The organism is Marinomonas ostreistagni, from assembly GCF_016888445.1.
GTDB classification, from domain to species: domain Bacteria; phylum Pseudomonadota; class Gammaproteobacteria; order Pseudomonadales; family Marinomonadaceae; genus Marinomonas; species Marinomonas ostreistagni.
This window is the reverse complement of record NZ_JAFEKF010000001.1, coordinates 941,794-960,899: the sequence shown is the minus strand read 5'-3', so window position 1 is coordinate 960,899 and position 19,106 is coordinate 941,794. Positions and strand designations below refer to the sequence as shown.

Annotated in this window: 20 protein-coding genes; 11 read left to right on the top strand and 9 right to left on the bottom strand. The window is 49.0% G+C overall.

Translation table 11 applies throughout. The annotated features are described in order from the left end of the window. Window positions 1-70 precede the first annotated feature (70 nt). The 5 genes from JQX58_RS04635 (at window position 71) to JQX58_RS04615 (ending at window position 7,151) form a co-directional block, all read left to right on the top strand. Complete coding sequence (locus tag JQX58_RS04635) at window positions 71-1,369, top strand: TolC family protein (protein WP_204145628.1); 1,299 nt, start codon at window positions 71-73, stop codon at window positions 1,367-1,369. Further along, window positions 1,366-2,883, top strand: coding sequence for an efflux RND transporter periplasmic adaptor subunit (locus JQX58_RS04630; RefSeq protein WP_204145627.1), 1,518 nt, complete (start codon window positions 1,366-1,368; stop codon window positions 2,881-2,883). The genes JQX58_RS04635 and JQX58_RS04630 overlap by 4 nt, the downstream gene beginning before the upstream one ends. A gap of 9 nt (window positions 2,884-2,892) precedes the next feature. Continuing rightward, window positions 2,893-6,018 carry an efflux RND transporter permease subunit gene (locus JQX58_RS04625; protein WP_204145626.1) on the top strand — a complete coding sequence of 1,042 codons (3,126 nt, stop codon included), beginning with the start codon at window positions 2,893-2,895 and terminating at the stop codon, window positions 6,016-6,018. 62 nt (window positions 6,019-6,080) lie between these two features. After that, a complete protein-coding gene (locus JQX58_RS04620) occupies window positions 6,081-6,500 on the top strand; it encodes a copper resistance CopC family protein (RefSeq protein ID WP_239090139.1) in 420 nt (139 codons plus the stop codon). Between the two features lie 90 nt (window positions 6,501-6,590). Beyond that, window positions 6,591-7,151 (top strand): LOG family protein, encoded by a 561-nt coding sequence (locus tag JQX58_RS04615; RefSeq protein WP_204145625.1) that lies wholly within the window; start codon window positions 6,591-6,593, stop codon window positions 7,149-7,151. Between the two features lie 69 nt (window positions 7,152-7,220). Here JQX58_RS04615 and JQX58_RS04610 read toward each other — a convergent pair whose 3' ends face one another. Then, on the bottom strand, window positions 7,221-9,092 hold the full coding sequence (locus JQX58_RS04610; RefSeq protein WP_204145624.1) for a methyl-accepting chemotaxis protein: 1,872 nt from the start codon (window positions 9,090-9,092) through the stop codon (window positions 7,221-7,223). 354 nt (window positions 9,093-9,446) lie between these two features. Between JQX58_RS04610 and upp the strand changes: the two genes are divergently transcribed. Continuing rightward, complete coding sequence (gene upp / locus JQX58_RS04605) at window positions 9,447-10,073, top strand: uracil phosphoribosyltransferase (RefSeq protein WP_204145623.1); 627 nt, start codon at window positions 9,447-9,449, stop codon at window positions 10,071-10,073. A gap of 19 nt (window positions 10,074-10,092) precedes the next feature. Next, window positions 10,093-11,400, top strand: coding sequence for a uracil-xanthine permease family protein (locus tag JQX58_RS04600; protein WP_239090138.1), 1,308 nt, complete (start codon window positions 10,093-10,095; stop codon window positions 11,398-11,400). Window positions 11,401-11,444: 44 nt separating this feature from the next. Here the strand turns inward: JQX58_RS04600 and JQX58_RS04595 are convergent, their stop codons facing one another. From JQX58_RS04595 to JQX58_RS04580, 4 genes are all read right to left on the bottom strand, one after another. Beyond that, window positions 11,445-11,912 (bottom strand): phosphatase domain-containing protein, encoded by a 468-nt coding sequence (locus JQX58_RS04595; RefSeq protein ID WP_204145622.1) that lies wholly within the window; start codon window positions 11,910-11,912, stop codon window positions 11,445-11,447. A gap of 177 nt (window positions 11,913-12,089) precedes the next feature. Next, window positions 12,090-12,695: an OmpA family protein gene (locus tag JQX58_RS04590; RefSeq protein WP_204145621.1), complete on the bottom strand. Its 606-nt coding sequence runs from the start codon at window positions 12,693-12,695 to the stop codon at window positions 12,090-12,092. A 120-nt stretch (window positions 12,696-12,815) separates the two neighbouring features. Next, on the bottom strand, window positions 12,816-13,238 hold the full coding sequence (locus JQX58_RS04585) for a VOC family protein (RefSeq protein ID WP_204145620.1): 423 nt from the start codon (window positions 13,236-13,238) through the stop codon (window positions 12,816-12,818). 88 nt (window positions 13,239-13,326) lie between these two features. Further along, on the bottom strand, window positions 13,327-13,650 hold the full coding sequence (locus JQX58_RS04580) for a hypothetical protein (RefSeq protein ID WP_204145619.1): 324 nt from the start codon (window positions 13,648-13,650) through the stop codon (window positions 13,327-13,329). 77 nt (window positions 13,651-13,727) lie between these two features. Here JQX58_RS04580 and JQX58_RS04575 point away from each other — a divergent pair, with 77 nt between their 5' ends. After that, a complete protein-coding gene (locus tag JQX58_RS04575; protein WP_204145618.1) occupies window positions 13,728-14,756 on the top strand; it encodes a nucleoid-associated protein in 1,029 nt (342 codons plus the stop codon). On the opposite strand, the gene JQX58_RS04570 is transcribed toward JQX58_RS04575, so the two are convergent. Further along, complete coding sequence (locus JQX58_RS04570; protein ID WP_204145617.1) at window positions 14,742-15,389, bottom strand: HAD family hydrolase; 648 nt, start codon at window positions 15,387-15,389, stop codon at window positions 14,742-14,744. The genes JQX58_RS04575 and JQX58_RS04570 overlap by 15 nt on opposite strands. A 128-nt stretch (window positions 15,390-15,517) precedes the next feature. After that, window positions 15,518-15,778: a hypothetical protein gene (locus tag JQX58_RS04565; RefSeq protein ID WP_204145616.1), complete on the bottom strand. Its 261-nt coding sequence runs from the start codon at window positions 15,776-15,778 to the stop codon at window positions 15,518-15,520. 126 nt (window positions 15,779-15,904) lie between these two features. Here JQX58_RS04565 and JQX58_RS04560 point away from each other — a divergent pair, with 126 nt between their 5' ends. Continuing rightward, a complete protein-coding gene (locus JQX58_RS04560; protein WP_204145615.1) occupies window positions 15,905-16,381 on the top strand; it encodes a DUF2947 family protein in 477 nt (158 codons plus the stop codon). Window positions 16,382-16,385: 4 nt separating this feature from the next. On the opposite strand, the gene JQX58_RS04555 is transcribed toward JQX58_RS04560, so the two are convergent. Together JQX58_RS04555 and JQX58_RS04550 are read right to left on the bottom strand one after the other, a co-directional pair. After that, the gene (locus JQX58_RS04555) at window positions 16,386-16,661 is read right to left on the bottom strand and encodes a hypothetical protein (protein WP_204145614.1); all 276 of its coding nucleotides are present in this window, start codon (window positions 16,659-16,661) and stop codon (window positions 16,386-16,388) included. Between the two features lie 107 nt (window positions 16,662-16,768). Further along, window positions 16,769-17,476, bottom strand: a complete 708-nt coding sequence (locus JQX58_RS04550; RefSeq protein WP_204145613.1) for a tRNA-uridine aminocarboxypropyltransferase — start codon at window positions 17,474-17,476, stop codon at window positions 16,769-16,771. Between the two features lie 201 nt (window positions 17,477-17,677). On the opposite strand from JQX58_RS04550, the gene JQX58_RS04545 reads away from it, so the two are divergent. Next, complete coding sequence (locus tag JQX58_RS04545; protein ID WP_204145612.1) at window positions 17,678-18,445, top strand: DUF1499 domain-containing protein; 768 nt, start codon at window positions 17,678-17,680, stop codon at window positions 18,443-18,445. A 70-nt stretch (window positions 18,446-18,515) separates the two neighbouring features. Next, window positions 18,516-19,103: a TetR family transcriptional regulator gene (locus tag JQX58_RS04540; RefSeq protein WP_204145611.1), complete on the top strand. Its 588-nt coding sequence runs from the start codon at window positions 18,516-18,518 to the stop codon at window positions 19,101-19,103. The last annotated feature ends 3 nt before the right edge of the window (window positions 19,104-19,106 follow it).

Here is a 19,106-nt window from a genome sequence, read left to right as displayed (position 1 = left end):
GCATTGACCCTATTTGTGCCTGTTGCCTTGGTGTAACAGGTAAACAGTAATCAATGTATGAGCACATTCTATGTTTTTTATACCGATGTCGGCGCGCCGTATGACGGGTGCGCTAACTATGGCGCTGTTGGCAAGTACTGCCAACGCCGAAGAATTGACCCTGGCGCAAGCGGTACAAGCGTCACTCAAACAAGATGCTTGGCTGGTCGCCAATCAAAAACAACAGCAAGCGGCAATCGCGCTAAGCGAAGGCGCTACAGCGCTACCCGATCCTAAAATCACGCTGGGGCTATTGAATATGCCGACTGACAGCTTTGATTTTGAACAAGAGGCCATGACGCAGCTAAGCTTACAGGTGACGCAGATGTTACCCGTTGGCGATACCCTAGAAATCAATCGCCAGCAACATCGCGTGAGTGCCCAGCAAGCGGTGTGGCAGCGACAAAATCGTGTCGCGCTGATCAAAAAACAAGTCACACAGCTTTGGCTTAAAGCCTATCAAGCACAGCAAGCACTGCGTATCGTCGAGCAAAGTCGCCCGCTGTTTGAGCAGCTTAATGATGCGGTCGCAGGTCATTACCGTGCCTCTTACGGAGCCACTCGACAGCAAGACTTGGTGCGCGCTGAGCTAGAGCTTGGCAAGCTTGAGCAGCGCTTAATGACGCTTAAACAGTCTCGTGACGAAGCTCTCAGCCAGCTAAAGCAATATTTGCCTGAGCAAGCGGCAGAGGAGATGACCCTTCCTCAAGAGCGGCTCGCTCAACCAGACACTAGCATGCAAGCGATGCAAACGGTCGATCTAAACAAGCAGCTGGCACAACACCCCTTGGTGAAGTTGATGGATGAGCGCACTCATGGCGCTCGTCTTGAGCAGTCTTTAGAAGAGCAAAAATATAAGCCACAATTTGGCGTTTCACTAGGCTATGGCTATCGTGGCGAAGCGCCCAATGGCGATGATCGGGCGGATTTGGCCTCGCTGGCGGTGAGCGTCAGTATGCCGATTTTCTCATCTAAGCGCCAAGATGCCGCCGTGTTGGCTGCACGTTTACAGGCCGAGTCATTATTGTCGGATAAGACCTTATTACTCAATGAACTGCAATCACGCTACCAAGTGATCAACAGTAACTGGCAGCAGCTACAACAACGTGAAGCCCAATATCAAACTCAACTGTTGCCACAATACCAGGCCAGCAGTGAGGCTGCGCTCAATGCTTATACTCGTGACGATGGACCGTTTGTCGATATTGTCCAAGCCCGTATAGCCGAGCTAAACGCCCGAGTCGAGTTACTTAACATTCAAGTCGCACAACACCAGCAAGCCGCTGAATTAAACTATTTGCTAACCAGTAGCGAAGGAGCGCAATCATGAAAGTTTTGCCATTAATTGCCGCCATGGCTTTGGGCGGCGCATTGACCTACGGCGCGCTACAGATAGCGCCAAGTGAGACCGAGTCAACAGCCACGAGCAGTGAAAAAGAGCCACTTTATTGGGTGGCGCCGATGGATCCTAACTATCGTCGGGATGAGCCAGGTAAATCGCCGATGGGCATGGACTTGATTCCGTTTTATGGCGACGAAGGTGGCGCGCAAATGGGCGCAGGCACAGTGTCTATCGCGCCAGAAGTGGTCAATAATTTAGGCGTACGTACGGCGCTTGCTGAGCGCGGTCAGTTAAGCACGCAAATTCGCTCCGTAGGTTACTTGGATTACAACGAAGAACAAATTTCGCATGTGCATCCGCGCGTCGAGGGCTGGGTTGAAAAGAGTTTTATCAAAGACAATGGCGCACAAGTGGCCAAAGACGCCCCTTTATTTGATCTGTATTCACCGACGTTGGTGAATGCGCAAGAAGAGTTTGTATTCGCTTTGAATCGGCGCGACAGCCGTATGGTCAAAGCCGCACGCGAGCGTTTGCAGGCGCTGCAGGTGCCACAGCGCTTTATTGAGCGCTTAGAGCAAACGCGAAAAGTGTCTCAGGCCGTGCGCTTTTATGCGCCTCGCGCGGGCGTGGTGGACAACTTATCAATTCAAGATGGTTTCTATGTCACGCCCAGTAAAACCTTGATGTCGATTGCAAACTTATCTGAGCTCTGGCTTGAGGCAGAAGTGTTTGAGCGTCAGGCGAGCTGGGTCAGAGTCGGTCAGCCAGTGACGGCTAAGTTGGATTTTTTGCCTGGTCAAAGCTTTCAAAGCGAAGTGGACTTTATCTATCCAACCTTGGATCCGACTACTCGCACCTTAAAAGTACGAGTGCGCTTGGATAACCCTGAAGGGCGCTTAAAGCCCAAAATGTTTGCCCACATTAACATTGCTGCCAAGGGGCCAGCGGATGCTTTATTAGTGCCGAAAGAGGCGGTGATTCGAGGCGCGGATCAGCAGCGTGTGGTATTGGCGCTGGGAGAGGGACGCTTTAAATCGATTGCGGTTGAAGTAGGCGCTTTCAGCGAAAGCCAAGCGCAGATCTTATCGGGCCTAAAAGATGGCGATCGAGTGGTGACCTCCGCGCAGTTTTTGTTGGATTCTGAGTCGAGCAAAACGTCGGACTTCAAACGCATGGCAAGCTCAAGCGAGCATGCCGAAATGTCGGATATGGAGATGGCTGAGATGGCGCAGACTGAGCAACAAGCTGATGTCGAGACGGTGCCAGAAAACGTTTGGGTCAAGGCAAGTGTCAACAGCATCGATACAGCGAACGGTAAGCTAAATGTCAATCATGGGCCCATACCAGAATGGGACTGGCCAGAGATGACAATGGACTTTTATGCCGCCGAATGGCTTGAGCTTGAGGCCGTGCCGCTAGACACGCCTTTGCAGCTAGAAATCATTCGCGAAAGTAGCACGCGCTATAGCGTAAGTGATTTTTATGCCACCGATGAGCTGTAAGGAGCGCTTATGATTCATGCCATTATTCATTGGTCAATCCATAATCGCTTTTTGGTGTTACTGGCCAGCTTGATGATTGTCGGACTTGGCCTGTATTCGGTCAAGCAAACACCGGTGGACGCGATCCCCGATTTGTCTGATGTACAAGTGATCGTCAAAACCAGCTACCCCGGCCAGGCGCCGCAAGTGGTCGAGGATCAGGTGACCTATCCGCTGACAACGGCCATGTTGTCAGTGCCCGGTGCGCAAACAGTGCGCGGCTTCTCATTTTTTGGGGATTCCTATGTCTACGTCATTTTTGATGAAGACACGGATATGTATTGGGCGCGCAGTCGTGTGCTGGAGTACTTGAGTCAAGTCGCTCCAGAATTGCCTAACAATGCTCGGCCGCAGCTTGGTCCTGATGCTACGGGCGTGGGCTGGGTGTACCTTTACGCCTTGGTCGATCGCACTGGACAGCACGACTTGAGTGAACTGCGCTCACTGCAAGATTGGTTTTTGAAGTATGAGCTGCAAACCGTGCCTGGTGTGTCCGAAGTGGCGCCGATTGGCGGCATGGTGAAGCAGTACCAAGTTCAGGTTAACCCAGAAAAGCTGCGCGCTTTTGATATCCCGCTGAGTCATATCAAAACGGCGATTGAGCGTGGTAACCAAGAAGTCGGTGCGTCTGTTATTGAGATGGCTGAAGCCGAGTATATGGTGCGTACTTCTGGCTACATACAAAGCGTTGCGGATCTTGAAAACATCCCTTTAGGGGCCAGTGAGCGCGGTGTGCCGATCTTGCTTAAAGAAGTGGCCGATATTGTGATCGGTCCACAAATGCGCCGCGGCGTCGCCGAGCTTAATGGCGAAGGGGAAGCCGTCGGTGGTGTGGTGGTGATGCGTTTTGGTGAAAACGCGCAGCAAACCATTGATGGTGTCAAAGCCAAATTAGAAACGCTTAAAGCCAGCTTGCCACCAGGGGTTGAGGTGGTGACGGTGTACGATCGATCAGGCTTGATTGAAAGTGCAGTCGATAATCTTTGGTCGAAGCTGATCGAAGAATTTATTGTGGTTGCCTTGGTGTGTGTGCTGTTTTTGTTCCATGTGCGCTCGTCATTAGTGGCGATCATCAGTTTGCCCGTGGGAATCTTGGCGGCATTTGTGGTGATGCACTGGCAAGGCATCAATGCCAACATTATGTCCTTGGGCGGTATTGCAATCGCTATTGGTGCGATGATCGATGGCGCCATTGTGATGATCGAAAACCTCCACAAACATATGGAAAAAACCCCGCTAACTCGCGAAAATCGCTGGCAAGTGGTGGCCAAAGCCGCTTCTGAAGTCGGCCCCGCGCTGTTCTTTAGTCTGCTGATTATTACCGTGAGCTTTGTGCCGGTGTTTACCCTCGAGTCCCAAGAAGGGCGCATGTTTGGACCGCTGGCGTACACCAAAACCTATGCTATGGCGGCCTCTGCAGCGTTAGCGATTACCTTGGTGCCAGTGCTGATGGGCTATTTTGTGCGCGGTAAGGTGTTGCCTGAGCATAAAAACCCCGTCAACCGTGGTCTGACGGCACTGTATTTGCCGGTGTTAAAGCAGGCACTTAAATACCCTAAGGTCACCATAGTGGCGGCGTTGTGTGTGTTTGCCGTAGGCATGTGGCCATTGGACAAATTGGGCAGTGAGTTTATTCCGAATTTGGACGAAGGCGATTTAATGTATATGCCGACCACCTACCCAGGGATCTCAATCGGTCAAGCGCGCCAGACTTTGCAGCAGACTAATAAGTTGATTGCGACGGTGCCAGAAGTAGAGACGGTATTTGGTAAGGTTGGGCGAGCTGAAACCGCGACGGACCCCGCACCGCTGACGATGATTGAGACCTTTATTCAGTTAAAGCCTCAATCTCAATGGCGCGAAGGCGTGACGACTGAATCACTTAAACAAGAGTTTGATCAATTGGTACAACTGCCTGGCGTGACCAATGCTTGGGTTATGCCAATCAAAACCCGTATCGATATGTTGGCGACAGGGATCAAAACGCCTGTGGGCGTCAAAGTGGCTGGGCCGGATTTGGCGGTGATCCAAGATATTGGCCAACAACTTGAGCAGGTCATTGGCGAGTTAGAGGGGACAGCTTCTGTGTACTCCGAGCGCGTCGCGGGCGGGCGCTATATCAAGGTGGATATTCAACGCGCCAAGGCGGCACGCTACGGACTTAATATCCAAGATGTGCAACAGCTGGTGGCCTCAGTGGTCGGCGGCATGAATGTGGCAACCACGGTAGAGGGCTTAGAGCGCTATCCGATTAATATCCGTTACCCGCAATCGTATCGTGACTCGCCAGAGCAGTTGGCGTTGTTACCAATCGTGACACCAAGCGGTCAGCGAATCGCTCTAGGTGATGTAGCAGACATCTATTTAGAGTCAGGCCCGCCAGGGATTAAGAGTGAAAATGCACGTCTGAACGGGTGGACCTTTGTGGACATCGATGGCATGGATTTAGGACGTTATGTGGAGCATGCCAAGGCGGTTGTTGCAGAACAGATTGACCTGCCTGCGGGCTATTCGCTGAACTGGTCGGGACAGTATGAATATATGGAACGCGCGAAACAAAAGCTCACCTATGTGGTGCCACTGACGATTGCCATCATTGTTTTGCTGCTATACCTCAATTTCCGCTCGGTGATGGAGGTGGCCATTATTATGGGTACCTTGCCGTTTGCCTTAGTGGGCAGTGTCTGGCTGATGTACGTCTTAGGGTTTAATTTCTCGGTCGCGGTCGGCGTGGGCTTTATCGCGTTGGCAGGTGTGGCGGTAGAGATCGGTGTGATTATGTTGGTGTATCTCAATCAGGCGTGGCAGAGCTTACTGGAGGAGCTGCCGAATTTGAGCAAAGAAGCTCAATTTGAACGCTTAAAAGAGGCGGTCGTGCATGGTGCAGGTCTGCGCGTACGTCCGGTGATGATGACGTCCGCGTCGATTATTCTAGGGTTGTTGCCTATTTTGTTTGCCAGTGGCACAGGCTCTGAAGTGATGAGTCGGATTGCTGCGCCTATGGTGGGCGGCATGATCAGTGCGGTGGTGCTGACCTTGGTGGTATTGCCGGCAGTGTATTACCTCTGGAAGCGTTTTGAGCTGGCCAGACGTTAACGAATTCAGGACGCAGTTGATGTGTCCGTCATATCAAGACAAGTAAGGATAGGAGAAAGAGTATGAGCGTAATGAAAATGTCTGTAGCAGCGCTAGCGGTCGTGGTATCGAGCGTGACCATGGCGCAACAAGCGGATCACGGTGGTATGGATCACAGTGGTATGGATCACAGCAAGATGGCGCATAGCTCTGGCGCACACAGTATGATGCACAGCACGTATCCTAAAGATGGTGCCATGATGATGGAACCTGTTGCGCAGTTATCAATGCACTTCAAACATCCAGTGCGCGTGATGAACGTTAAGTTGATCGGTTCCGACGGCAAGCCAGTGGCGATAAAGTATAAGCGCGGTGGTGCTGCGAGTGAGGAGTTCAACGTTAACTTACCAAGCCTTGAACCGGATACTTATCAAGTGCATTGGAAAGCCAAGGGTGAGGATGGTCATATGATGGACGGGTCATACGGCTTTATGCAGCACTAACAGCGTCATAGGTGCTCTTAATACGCTTGCCAAGGACGGCAAATTAAGGGAGGCTAGCGTTTTATTTAATCATGCAAGGATCAAATCTGTATGAAGATTGCAGTCTATTGCGGCTCAAGTAGCGGCAATCATCCAGAGTACACCGCCGCAACCAAGGCGTTGGGTAAGTTTTTCGCTGAGCAGGGCATTGATATCGTTTATGGCGGTGGCAAAGTCGGTCTGATGGGGACCATCGCTGATGCGGTCATGGAGAATGGTGGCCGAGTCTACGGTGTTATCCCACAGCATCTGAAGCATCGTGAGATCGGCCATGAAGGTATCACTGAGCTCAAGATTGTCAAAGACATGCATGAGCGTAAAGCCGCCATGGCTGAGATGGCAGATGCCTTTGTCGCACTGCCTGGCGGTGTGGGTACACTGGAAGAAATCTTCGAGGTGTGGACTTGGGCGCAACTTGGGCATCATCAAAAGCCGTGTGCTTTTTATAATGTCGAAGGCTTTTATGAGCCATTGTTGGCAATGGTCCAAAATATGAGTGATGCGGGCTTTGTCAAACAGCAGTACGTCGATATGGTCTTGCGGGTAAATACGCCTGAGCAGCTGATCGATGGTATTAAAGCGTATGAGCCGCCACAGCAAAAGTGGACGTAAAGTCTTAGCGCTTGCGCTGCCGATACAAAAAACGCGACCCAAGGTCGCGTTTTTTGTGATGGCTAAAAGTTAGACTTTAAAGCGATCGAGTAGAGCTTTTTGCGATTCCATGCTCTCTTTTTGCTTATGCATAGAGTTGCTAGAAGACTCCGCCAGCTCCGAGACAGTGGTCGAAAGATCTTTGATCTTCACGGCATTGGTGCTGATGTCTTCTGCCACATTGCTCTGCTCTTGGGCTGATGAGGCGATTTGAATGTTCATATCGCTGATGTGCTCGATGGCGCTACTGATTTTGCGCAACGCTTCATCGGCGTATTGCGCTTTTTCAACGGCTTCACCTGCGGTGTTACGGCTTTGCGACATGGCCACCGACACTGCTGCAGAGCCTTCCTGAAGCTTCTCAATCATGCCACGGATCTCAGTGGTAGATTCTTGCGTGCGTTGTGCCAGTGTACGTACTTCGTCGGCCACCACCGCAAAGCCACGCCCCGATTCACCTGCGCGGGCGGCTTCGATCGCAGCGTTAAGCGCAAGAAGGTTGGTTTGATCGGCGATGTCGTTGATGACGCTCAAAATCGTTTCGATATTTGACGTGGCGCTTTCTAGGTTTTGTACCTGTTCCGCCGCTTGCTCAAGGCGTTGTGATAAGCCTTCGATCGATTGTGACGTTTCGGTCACGATCTTAGAGCCTTCGATTGTGTTGCGGTCGACTTCTTGAGCGGCTTCAGAGGCGCCTTGTGCACTTTGCGCCACTTCATTGGCAGCCATAGCCATTTCGTGAATGGCGGTTGCGAGCATGTCCAGCTCGTGCATTTGCTTACGGGTGGCATCCGCTGACTGCTTAGAGTCTTCTACGGTTTCATTACTGCTGGCGACGATTTCATTGCCAAGTTGCTTGAGTTGCTGGATTTCACTTTGTAGGTTTTGCGTGAACGTATTAAAGCCTGAAGCAAGACTTGCAAACTCAGGTGTGTTGCTCACTTCAATGCGTTTGGTTAGGTCGCCTTCGCCGCTTGAGATGTCTTGAATCGCAGTGTTTAAGCCTTCTAGCGGGCGCAGTAGGGTTTTGATCATAAGGGTTAATACGATCAAGCTGATTAATAGGCCCAGCGACGCAAAAATAATGGCATTGTTACGTAAGCTAGCAATGGCAGCAAAGGCTTCCGCCTCATTGATAACCGCGACGATGTACCAACCTTGCTGTTGATCGCGTGTTACATTGACTAGGTGAGTTTCACCATCAATTTCCAGTGTGTGCTCACCTTCTTGAAGCTGCAGTTCTGGCAGTAATTCTGACAGCTCTTTGCCGTTGGCTTGTTTATCCGGGTGGGCGATGGCTGTGCCATTACTGGTGACGATAAATAGGTAGCCGCTGTCAAACAAGTTTACTGAGTTTACTAGGTCAGACATACCACCAAGGTCCATGTCATAAAACATGGTGCCGACGAATCGTTGATTATCATACACGGGGTTAACGATCGAAATGACGATGTTGCCTGAGGCCAAATCTAGGTAAGGTTCGGTAACTTGTTGGCTGCCGGCATTTTTGGCTAAGTTAAACCAAGGACGTTGACGTGGATCGTAATCCGCACCTGGCGTCCAGCTATCGCCGTTCTCAACCATGCTGCCATCTTCTTGGTAGCCGAAACCTGTCAATAAGAAGCTATTTTTCAGGGCTGGCTTTTCAAATACTTGCTTGACGTAATCACGATTGGTTGGATCTAGCTCGACCGTTTCGGCCATGGTTTGGGCAAGATTCTTTCTGTTGCTCATTTCGGAGTTGATGGTGTTTTCAACGCCTAATACCAATTCTTGGATGCTACTGCTAACGAGGCTTTTGACCTCATCACGTACAGTGATCAGCTGTTGTATGCTCAATAAACCGACTGTTAGTAATAACAGCAACGTTGAGGCCGCTACAATCTTATGGCTAAAACGCATTCTTTCTTCCTCTATGGATGAGATAGGAGATTACAAATAGTTACTTTTTGGTTTTGTGTGTAATTCAATGTAAACATTAACACAGCAATATGACAAAAATCACAAAAGTTATGACCTGTGTCACTATTTATTTGTGGTGTTTGGTCTTGAAGGGTTGTATCGGCGCTGGCCTACAAAGACCGCTGCGTTGAGTCAAAACAAGGTATGACACTTGTGTTACTGGATTATGACGAGCGGGGCAATGAAAGGCGTGATAAAAACAACGCAAAAATTAGGCCATTTTCGTCGATTAAAACGGTTGATTATGAGAAAATAACCAAATAGTCAAGAACAGTGCCATTTAAAGAGGTTTCCATGAGCGTTTATGAAATTCGTCACCCTTTGGTTCAACATAAAATCGGTCTGATGCGTAATCAGGCGATGAGTACGCGCGGGTTCCGTCTGTTGGCCGCTGAGGTGGGTAACTTGCTAACTTATGAAGCCACAAAGGATCTTGAGCTTGAAGATTATGAGCAAGACGGATGGTGCGGACCGACGACTTGTCAGCGCATTCGCGGTAAGAAAATTACTGTCGTGCCGATATTACGCGCAGGAATCGGCATGCTAGATGGTGTGCTGGAGCTTATTCCGAGTGCCAAAATCAGTGTTGTGGGCTTATATCGCGACGAAGAAACCCTCGAACCTGTCAGCTACTTTGATAAGCTTGCTAGCGATATTGATCAGCGTATGTCGCTGGTAATTGATCCAATGCTGGCAACCGGTGGCTCGCTGATTGCGACCATCAATCTACTCAAAGAAAATGGTTGTACATCGATTCGTGTACTGGTTCTAGTGGCGGCGCCTGAGGGCATTAAGAAAGTTCAAGAAGCGCACCCTGATGTAGACATTTACACCGCGTCTGTGGACAGCCATTTAGATGAAAATGGCTACATTGTGCCTGGTCTAGGTGATGCGGGTGATAAGATCTTTGGTACCAAATAATTAAGAGCAAGCATTTCCTATGAATACATCAACCAATACGCAAGCTGATAACTTGATGAGTGGCTGGCGCTTGATACTGGCGGGCGCACAAATGCTATTTGTGGCATTTGGCTCTTTAGTGCTGGTGCCTTTGATTACTGGGCTGGATCCGAGTGTGGCGTTGTTTACCGCTGGGCTTGGAACCTTGATCTTCCAATTGACCACCAAGCGCTCAATGCCGGTGTTTTTGGGGTCATCGTTTGCTTTTATCGCGCCGATTATTTTTGCGGTAGAAACCTGGGGGCAGGCTGCCACCATGGGAGCGCTGTTTTGCGCGGGTCTAGTTTATGTGCTGCTGTCCGTTTTAGTTGCTTTGCGCGGTCCTGGCTTCTTGCATCGCTTATTGCCTCCTGTGGTCACGGGCCCAATTATCATGGTGATTGGACTAGGCTTGGCGCCTGTCGCCGTCAACATGGCGCTTGGTAAAGCAGGGGATGGCTCAGCACAATTATTCCCTTATGCGGATGCGATTTTAGTCTCTATGCCTGCGCTGGTGACCACCTTGTTGGTGGCAACCTATGCTAAAGGTGTGTTTCGCTTAGTGCCTATTATTGCTGGTGTTGTGGTCGGTTATGTGGTGTCTTTGTTGACTGGGTTGGTAGAGTTTGGTGCGGTGCAATCTAGCGACTGGGTCAGTGTGCCAAGCTTTGTGATGCCTGAATTCCACTTGGCGGCGATTTTGTTTATGTTGCCAGTGGCCATTGCACCTGCGATCGAGCACGTGGGCGATGTGCTAGCGATCGGTAGTATTACCGGTAAAGACTATGTACAAAAGCCAGGCTTACACCGTACTTTATTGGGTGATGGCTTAGCGACGTCTGCGGCGTCATTATTTGGTGGTCCACCGAATACAACTTACTCTGAAGTGACGGGCGCCGTGATGCTAACGAAGGCATTTAACCCTGTGATTATGCTTTGGGCAGCCGGTTTTGCTATTAGCTTGGCCTTTATTGCTAAGTTTGGTGCTCTATTACAGACCATCCCCACGCCTGTTATGGGCGGTATCATGATTCTGCTGTTTGGTTCGATTGCCGGTGTCGGGATGAATATCTTGGTCAAAGCGCGTGTTGATTTAGCTGCGCAGCGTAATTTGGTCATCGTGGCGGTAACGCTGGTATTTGGTATCGGTGGTATGACGCTGGGTAATTCAGATTGGCACTTACAAGGTGTGAGCCTGTGTGGTCTGGTGGCGATTGTATTGAACTTAATCTTGCCTCATGCAGATAACACACAAGACTTGCATGAAGAGCAGGAAGTGGTAGAGGATATCGTGCATCATCACGACTAATTGCTACTGAGTAGACGCAAGTCCTTTTGCGAACTCAACATTTGTTAAGAGGCTGACGGGCTAGGGTGTAACCACTCTAGCCCGTATTTTTTCCAAGAGCGGGTGACATGCTCTTGTTCATCCAGTACTAACCATGGCTCATAGCCATCGGCTTTGATGCGCGCAACAATGCTTTGCTTGCATTCTTCATAGGGCAGTTTGGCGGCTTGGCTGGTAGGCCAGTAAATAGCATCGAAGGCGATATTGTTATTGAGCATCCACTCTAACGAAGCGTGATAGTGGCTGGCTGGCAAGCTCGAGAACAGTAGTATTTTCTCACCAATCTTTTGTAGTTGATTAGCAAGCTTATAAATCCCTTCAATCATCGGGGCGATATTATTGTGTTCCTTGGCTGTTGGTAAGGCGTCACCGTCCTGGTGTAGATGCTGAAACAGCTCAGGCTTAAATGCTGCCAGAGTACCGTCCAGGTCTATGATTACGGCGCTGTGCTTCATGGTGTCGGTTTCACTCATAAGAATCGATTGTGAGCCCACACCATACGGGGATTATTTGACGTTTTGATGACAAGTGTTTCGTTTGAAACTGCTGTCATTTCGTTTGAGTGTTTTTCAATCAGTTTGCCAAAAAAAGACCCAGCCTAAGCTGGGTCTTTTTTTGGCGATGGCGATAGGCGAGGAGGTTGGCAGGTCTCACTCGGCTGAGTAAATATCCCAGCGTTGTTGCTCTTCAACAGTTTGCGCAAAGATATCCGCCACTACGCGACGGTTTTGTTCGCGGCCATTAGCAGTTTCATTCGGTGCAATCGGCTGGGCTTCGCCATAACCAACGCTTTCAATGCGGCTAGGATCGATGCCAAATTGCTGAGTCAATACTAATGCCACTGCATCGGCACGACCTTGGGATAGGTTTAGGTTGTAAGTGCTTTTGCCTTGGTTGTCAGTGTGGCCTTCGATGACCGCGTTAGAGCCAGGGTTTTGTTTTAGAAAATCAGCGATTTTCTTTACTTCCGAATAATAAATCGGTTTTACATCGGTTTGATTGACGTCAAAGTAGATTTCCAATTTAGCTGACATCAATACGTTGTCTTGTCGTGAGCAGCCGTCATTGTCAACAGCTGCACCCAGCGTTGTGTTGGGGCAAAAATCACGGACGTTTACGACGCCGTCTTGGTCTTGGTCGCCGATTTTATCCTGAATACTGTCTTTGTTTTGATAAAGTTCATCAGCATACAAGGTGCTGCTCGCAACCATGGCTGCAAGAGCAAATGCGGAAGCTTTAAGAGGGAAAAGTGGCATGGTGAATTCCTTCGAATAGTTAACTGTTAAATAAACTATAGAGCGGAAGCGTCCGTGCCTCTAGGCAGGAATTGTAGCGCAAGCGTACGCTACAAACCTTTTTGTAAACAAATGTAAACGTTACCAGCTGCCTGTGTTTTCCATTGAAGCCCATGGTTCTTTTGGCTCTAGAGAGCCGTCTTGTTGCAGTATTTCGATTGAGATGCCGTTAGGATCTTTAACAAATGCCATGTGGCCATCACGCGGTGGACGCAGGATGGTAACACCCATATTTTGTAGGTTTTCACACACCGCATAGATATCGGACACAGCAAAGGCAAGGTGGCCGAATTGGTCGCCGCCAGTGTAGCTTCTATCATCCCAGTTGTGGGTTAATTCAACTTCTGGTGCGCCTTGTTCTGCGGCGTAGTACATCAGTGAAAACTGGCCCTTTTCACTGTCATAACGGCGAGTTTGAATAAGATTAAGGCCTTTGGTGTAAAACTCATGACTTGCTTCAGGATCGGCGGTGCGAATCATGGCATGTAGATAGCGAATGCTCATTTGGATGTCTCCCCTTGGTAAATTCTGCTTATATTATTGGAACTTACGGGTAGGGGCAAAACACTGGATGAGGTTACAGAGACTTTCCTCAATCTTCCCAGACGTAGCGAATTGGCTCGCCAAAGTCGTCGTAGATCACTTTCTTTTTGGGGCCGCTATTGCGCTTGATTTTTGGAGCGGGTTGTTTTTTATCTGCTTTGCGTTGCTGAATGGCGGCGACGATATGATTTAATGGCGTTCGATCTTTTTTGGGCTCGATAAACCCCATGTGGCTCGTGTTATACTTGCCATCTTGCAAACCGGAAGCGCCCATTTCGACTTGTTCAATTTCGCCTTGTTGGCGAATGAAGCTCTCGATCTGAGATTCGATTTCCTTTCGAGTTTGTGCCTTTGTTTTCGTTGGTTTTGTCATAACGTTTCAATCGTATCGGTCGTCGTGACGGTTATTAAGTGCCACAAACCATTCATACTAATAGCAAGAGGTCGCTAGTGTCTATTGTCAATTTAATTGTTCATGAAGTTCAAAAAGCAGAAGGTGAGTCCAAGGCGCTATTGATTGCGCGCCCCGACGAGAACCCCATCGACGTAGAGGCGGAGCAGCTAGCAGCAAAGGTTACCAATCTGTTTAACCGTTCGGGTATGAATACGGGTCAGTTTTCTAACCCAGAGGGCAGCGCTGAAGGCAGCAAATTACCAGCGTTATTGCATCAGCACTTCAACGGCGAAGGGTTCGATGATTTTGCCGCTTTTACTAAGGCTTGTGCTGCGGAATATGTGCGTTTTCTTGAGCCTGTGACCGATGCCGAAGGTGGTTTGCTGTGGTTTAACCATTATGAGCTTGGCGGCGCGCACTTCTTATTTATCGTATTGCTTAAGCGTAAAGCCGGCATCACCTTGGGTGAAGACTTAAGTTTTGCTCAGGTGAACCAGCTGGAAACGGATAAATTACATATGGCAATGCGCGTGAATTTGTCGGCGTATCATGATCGTGACGATACACGCTATATCGCTTTTCGCTTTGGTAAAGCGCCTAAGTGGGAGAGTGAATATTTCACTCAATTTATTGGTTGTGATGAGCCGAAGGTGGCAGCTAAAGAGACGCGTAAGTTGGTAGAAGCGGCTTCGGCGTTTTGTCAGTCACAGTCTATGCCAGCTAAAACAGCAAACGAGTTTAAAAAGGCTGTTGCAGAGCAATGTCTTGAAAAAGCGGAAGAGCGTGAGCCGTTAGAGCTATCAGATATCGCACGCCAGATTGAATCTCGCTTTTCCCCTGAGCAAGCATCGCAGTTTATTGAAATTGCGGAGTCAGATGCCTTTCAGGTCGAAAAAGAGATCTTTGTGGAAAAAGCAGCACTTAAAAAGCTCACTCGTGCGTCGGGTTCAAACCGCTCCTTGACGCTAAGTTTTGATACAGAGCTACTAGGTGACAGCATTGAATTTAATGCCGACACCGGTGAGCTCAAAATTAAAGAGTTGCCACGCAGCTTACTTAAGCAGCTTATGTCACTTGAGGGCTAATAACGCCTCGAGTTCTTTCATGGAGTTAAAGGTCGCACTGGCGCCTGCCGCTAGCTGAGCGTCGCGACTGATCACATCGCTGTAGGCCAGTACTGTGGCGCCTGCCGCGACACCCGCACGAATGCCAGCGACAGAATCTTCGATGACAATGCAGTGTTCTGGTGCCACATTAAGTGCGGCGGCGGCTTTTAGATAGAGGTCCGGTGCTGGTTTGCCGTGTTCGACATCGTCAACAGCAAAGCGCGTGCTGAAGGTTTCGGTTAGCCCGATCAGCTCAAGCTTTAGGTTCATTTCATGGCGATTTGCATTGGTTGCCATGGCGATGGGCTTGTCGATTTTGCTCAACAGTTGGCGCACGCCTTGAATGGGTTCAAGATGGCTTAATATGCTGCTGTGGAAAGCTTGGCGGTATTGCTCCAAAAAGCCGTTGGGGACTGAGCGCCCCAGCATTTGCTCGACCAACTGCATGTTTTCGGCGGTGGTGAAGCCTGCAAATTGGGTGTGCATGGTGTGATCGTCCAAATCAAGCCCAATTTCGCGTAGTTGCTGCTTAAGAATTTGTGACGATAGCGATTCGGTGTCGACGATGACGCCATCACAGTCAAATAGTATCGCTTCGTAGGAATAGGTCATGATCTCTCCAGCAAGTAAGTGGAGGAGTCAGTTTAGCGGCCTTAGTGAAAGAAAGGGAGGGGTGTTATTTTTTTTCTCCCCTAGTGCAATATTCTTGTGCAAAATAGTAAATAACGGTCACACATAAGTTAAACGATGTGTGAACTCACGCTGTGTCGTTTGGCAAGCAGTGCTGATGCATTGACTAGACTGAAGCTCGCCTTGATCGTTTTGACGATTTTTTTGGCAACATTTGTAAGTTTTTTACGAGATGCGCTTGGTTTGGTTGCATAGCCCCATTTTGCTAATGTCGCTTCGTATTGCTCTTGTGAGTCCAGTGTTTTCTTAGGTGAGCCGGTGTAGTGCAAGTTGTAAAGTGCGCTAACGTTGACGTCTTCTGATGTATACATAGTGTGCTCCTTAGGGTTTAAAATGTAGTTTTATTACAACATTTTTAGATTATCGCGTTGTGTCGTTTTAAGCAAACGATGCTTTTTCATCAAATAGGTTAGTTTTTTTCAACAATTAGGGTGTCTATGTCTCAATATCGTTCACTGGCTCAGGTAGGAAAAGAGTGGGTCTTTCGTCGCGAAGAGCCATTTGTAAGTGAGGACGATCGCGCTGCGATTTTGCTGTTGAGTGAAGTGGGTGGTGCCAACATTTGGCGAGACTATGTCTCAGCAGATTTTCTGTTTCCAGATCAATTCAGCCGTGAGGTATGGGTGAATACGCATATTCAAGATACTGCTGAGTGGGAGTCTACTTGGGAATCGGATGCAGCGGCTTTGCCTGAGGCTGTGTTGGAGTATGTCGGCTCTTGGGGAGTGGATACGAAAGTCTATTTTTGCTGTCATTCAGATTTGGTTTTAGAGACCACGTGGGGTGTCTTCCAGCGTGCTTGGAAAGCCTTTTTATTTCTCGATAGTGATGCCATTTTGATCGGACGTAAGAAAAAGCAGGCACTGCAGTTCTGTGAAAATGGGCTGGTGTCGTTGCTTCAGCGTCCGGCTTAATTGGTTATTTGCTTTCATCTAAAATGGCAAAAGACAGGCAGGTGCTAAACAGCACCGCGCCACCCCAAATAGGCGGTGTTGGGAATAGTACTAATATGCCGCCTGTGGCAGTCCAGAGGCTGCGCACAAGACGTTTCTTAGCTCGGTAGCGCTTGCTGATACGACGGTAATGAGCGTGGGATTCTAGGCGGTCTAAAAAGACAAACTCTTTTTGCTGCCAATCAGGCAGGATTCGTTGCAGGCTGCTGTGCCAATAAAAGTATAACAGTAGGCTTGCCATAGTCGCCTCCAGAGAGTGTGAGTCGCCTTGATAAAGTAGTAATGCAAGCCTTAAGTGTAGGTGTTTATACTGCTTTTGCTGTAAAAGTTATGTTGCGTTTAGTTGTGTTAACGTGAGTTAGGGTGACGCTTACGGCTCATTAGACTGTGTTCATTAAATGTCTGGTAATACTGTGCCAGCACTTGGCTCTGTGATGTAAGACCCGCTTGGGCGAGCAGCATGGCCATGACTTCGGCTGTGGCAAATTGATTGTCATGTTTGGCGTGGCGAACCTTAAAGGATCGTTGCGTATCATCGCTTATGGCAAAGGTGGCCAGCGGGTCTAGCCAGCGACTTTGATGGAGCATTTTGCTTGCTAAGCGCCATGTAGCATCCAGCACAATAATATGGAGTGGGTCTTCTGCGCTAGCATTTGGTAGCGCCTCTAAGTGGCGTCCTTGTTCAAGGCGTCGTTCGGTAGCGGGATACAGTACTAGGCTGCGCTCCTTAAATGTCTCAATACGCTTGAGTAAGCCTGGGTCAGGCTCGGTCCGAGACCAGAGGTAAGCTTGTGTCTGCTCTGGAAATAGATCGGCAATTAATCGACCGCTGTTGGTTGGCTTGTGGATCTCGGTATAGTGGTACAGCAGAGTAATTTCAATGTCGCACGATTGTACTTGGCGCTGATCACAATAGCAGGCAAATTGTGCCATAAGACATGACGGGCAGCGCTCGGCATTGGCGCCACGCGCGACAAAAGCTCTTTGGCTGTTTTGTTTGGCTTGTTGGCGCAGGTTATCCACGCAGTGCAGAGGGTGTTTAAGATGGTTAGTCATGTCTTTTTGCTAAGCTGAACGGGTCATTTTTAAAGGAGGCAGTGTGACGCTTTGTGCGGCAATAATCCATTGAAAATCAGGTGTATTTACGAAAAATATGCAAATTTGGTGGAATCAAGAGTCATGCTGTCATCGTGCTCTATGCTGTTTTAAAAACTCCAGCTAAGGTGGCATCAGTAGAGTTTTAAAAATGAGTAGTCTATGAGTCGTTACATCTCGCCGGTCCTGTATGTGCTTTTAATGTTACTAGGGTGTGCGGCGTTTGTTTCTATAGCGGGTGTACGCGTTGGGGTGTTAGAGCCAGCGGCCGCTTTTTCTTTATTGCGAAAAACCGTTTTCGCAGCCTTTGCTTTATCCCTGTTAACGGTTGTTGCTTTAATCGTATGCCGTAACGAAAGCAGTGCTGCCAACAGTCGACGTTTTTTTATATTGGTCGGTGTTGTGTCGTTTGTTTACAGTGCTATGTGGGCGATGCTGTACCTGCAAAAGTCTAAACTCCCCGATATTTATGATGTCACGACAGATCTACAAAATCCTCCTGTCTTTATCAATGTCGGCTTTTTGCGTAACGCTGACGAGCATCCTCTGACGTATAATCGTGCTTGGGCTGAATTGCAGCAAGAGGCATACCCTGATGTGCAACCACTTCTGCTTGAGCAGAATTTTAAGCAAGCTTACGTTGAGACGTTGGCGTTAGTGCGTGAGCGTGGTTGGGACTTGGTGGCGCAGTATCCAAGCGCTGGCGTCATTGAGGCGACCGCTCGTACCCCCATTTTTGGTTTGCGCAATGATGTCGTGATCCGTATTACGCGCCAGCAACGCAATGAGGTGCGTATTGATATGCGCGCATGCTCTCGGGCTGGTAAATCTGATCATGGTTACAACGCTGAATTGATTAAAAGTTTTATGGGCGACCTAGAGCGACGCTCGGCGCCTAATTCGCCCTTAGCGATGAATTTGCGTCGTTAAGGTTGAGCGCTATTTAATCAGGCGAGGCTTTTCGCTAGACTAAGCGATCATTATCTAGGGAGTGATGATTGTGAACCGTCGAGCTCAACAAAAAACTGCGACGCGTGCCAAAATTAAGCAGGTGGCGCAACGGGCCTTTTTCGAACACGGCATTGAGCCGACCACTACACGTGAAATCAGTCGCTTAGCGGGTGTAGCTGTGGGCACATTTTTTGTCCACTTTGCCGATAAGCTTGAGCTAGTCAGAGAGATCTATTTTGATGCAATGGACGGCGCCCTTAAAAGTACCGTCGGTCTTCATTCTCCAACACCTTCCCCCACCGAATACATTCAGCAAGTTGCCAAAACCCTGTTTCCTTTTTATGGCCAGTACGGCGAGTTTACCCGCCAGATAATGCTCGATAGCGTTATACAGGGCGGTTTTCACCATCAACAGACAGCCTCTATGAAAGAGGGTGTGGTTAATCGCTTTATGGAAGTAGGGGTGGATCAGAAAACTGCCAATATCTTTGCTGAGAACATATTGGCCAATTACTGGTTGGTATTTATGGAGTGTTTGCCTGAGAACCGCTTTGCGGACGCTCAGGTACTGGCACGACTAGAGACGTTGAATTTGCCTTTTACCGTGTCGTTTAACAATGCTCTTGCAGCGCGTTAGGGC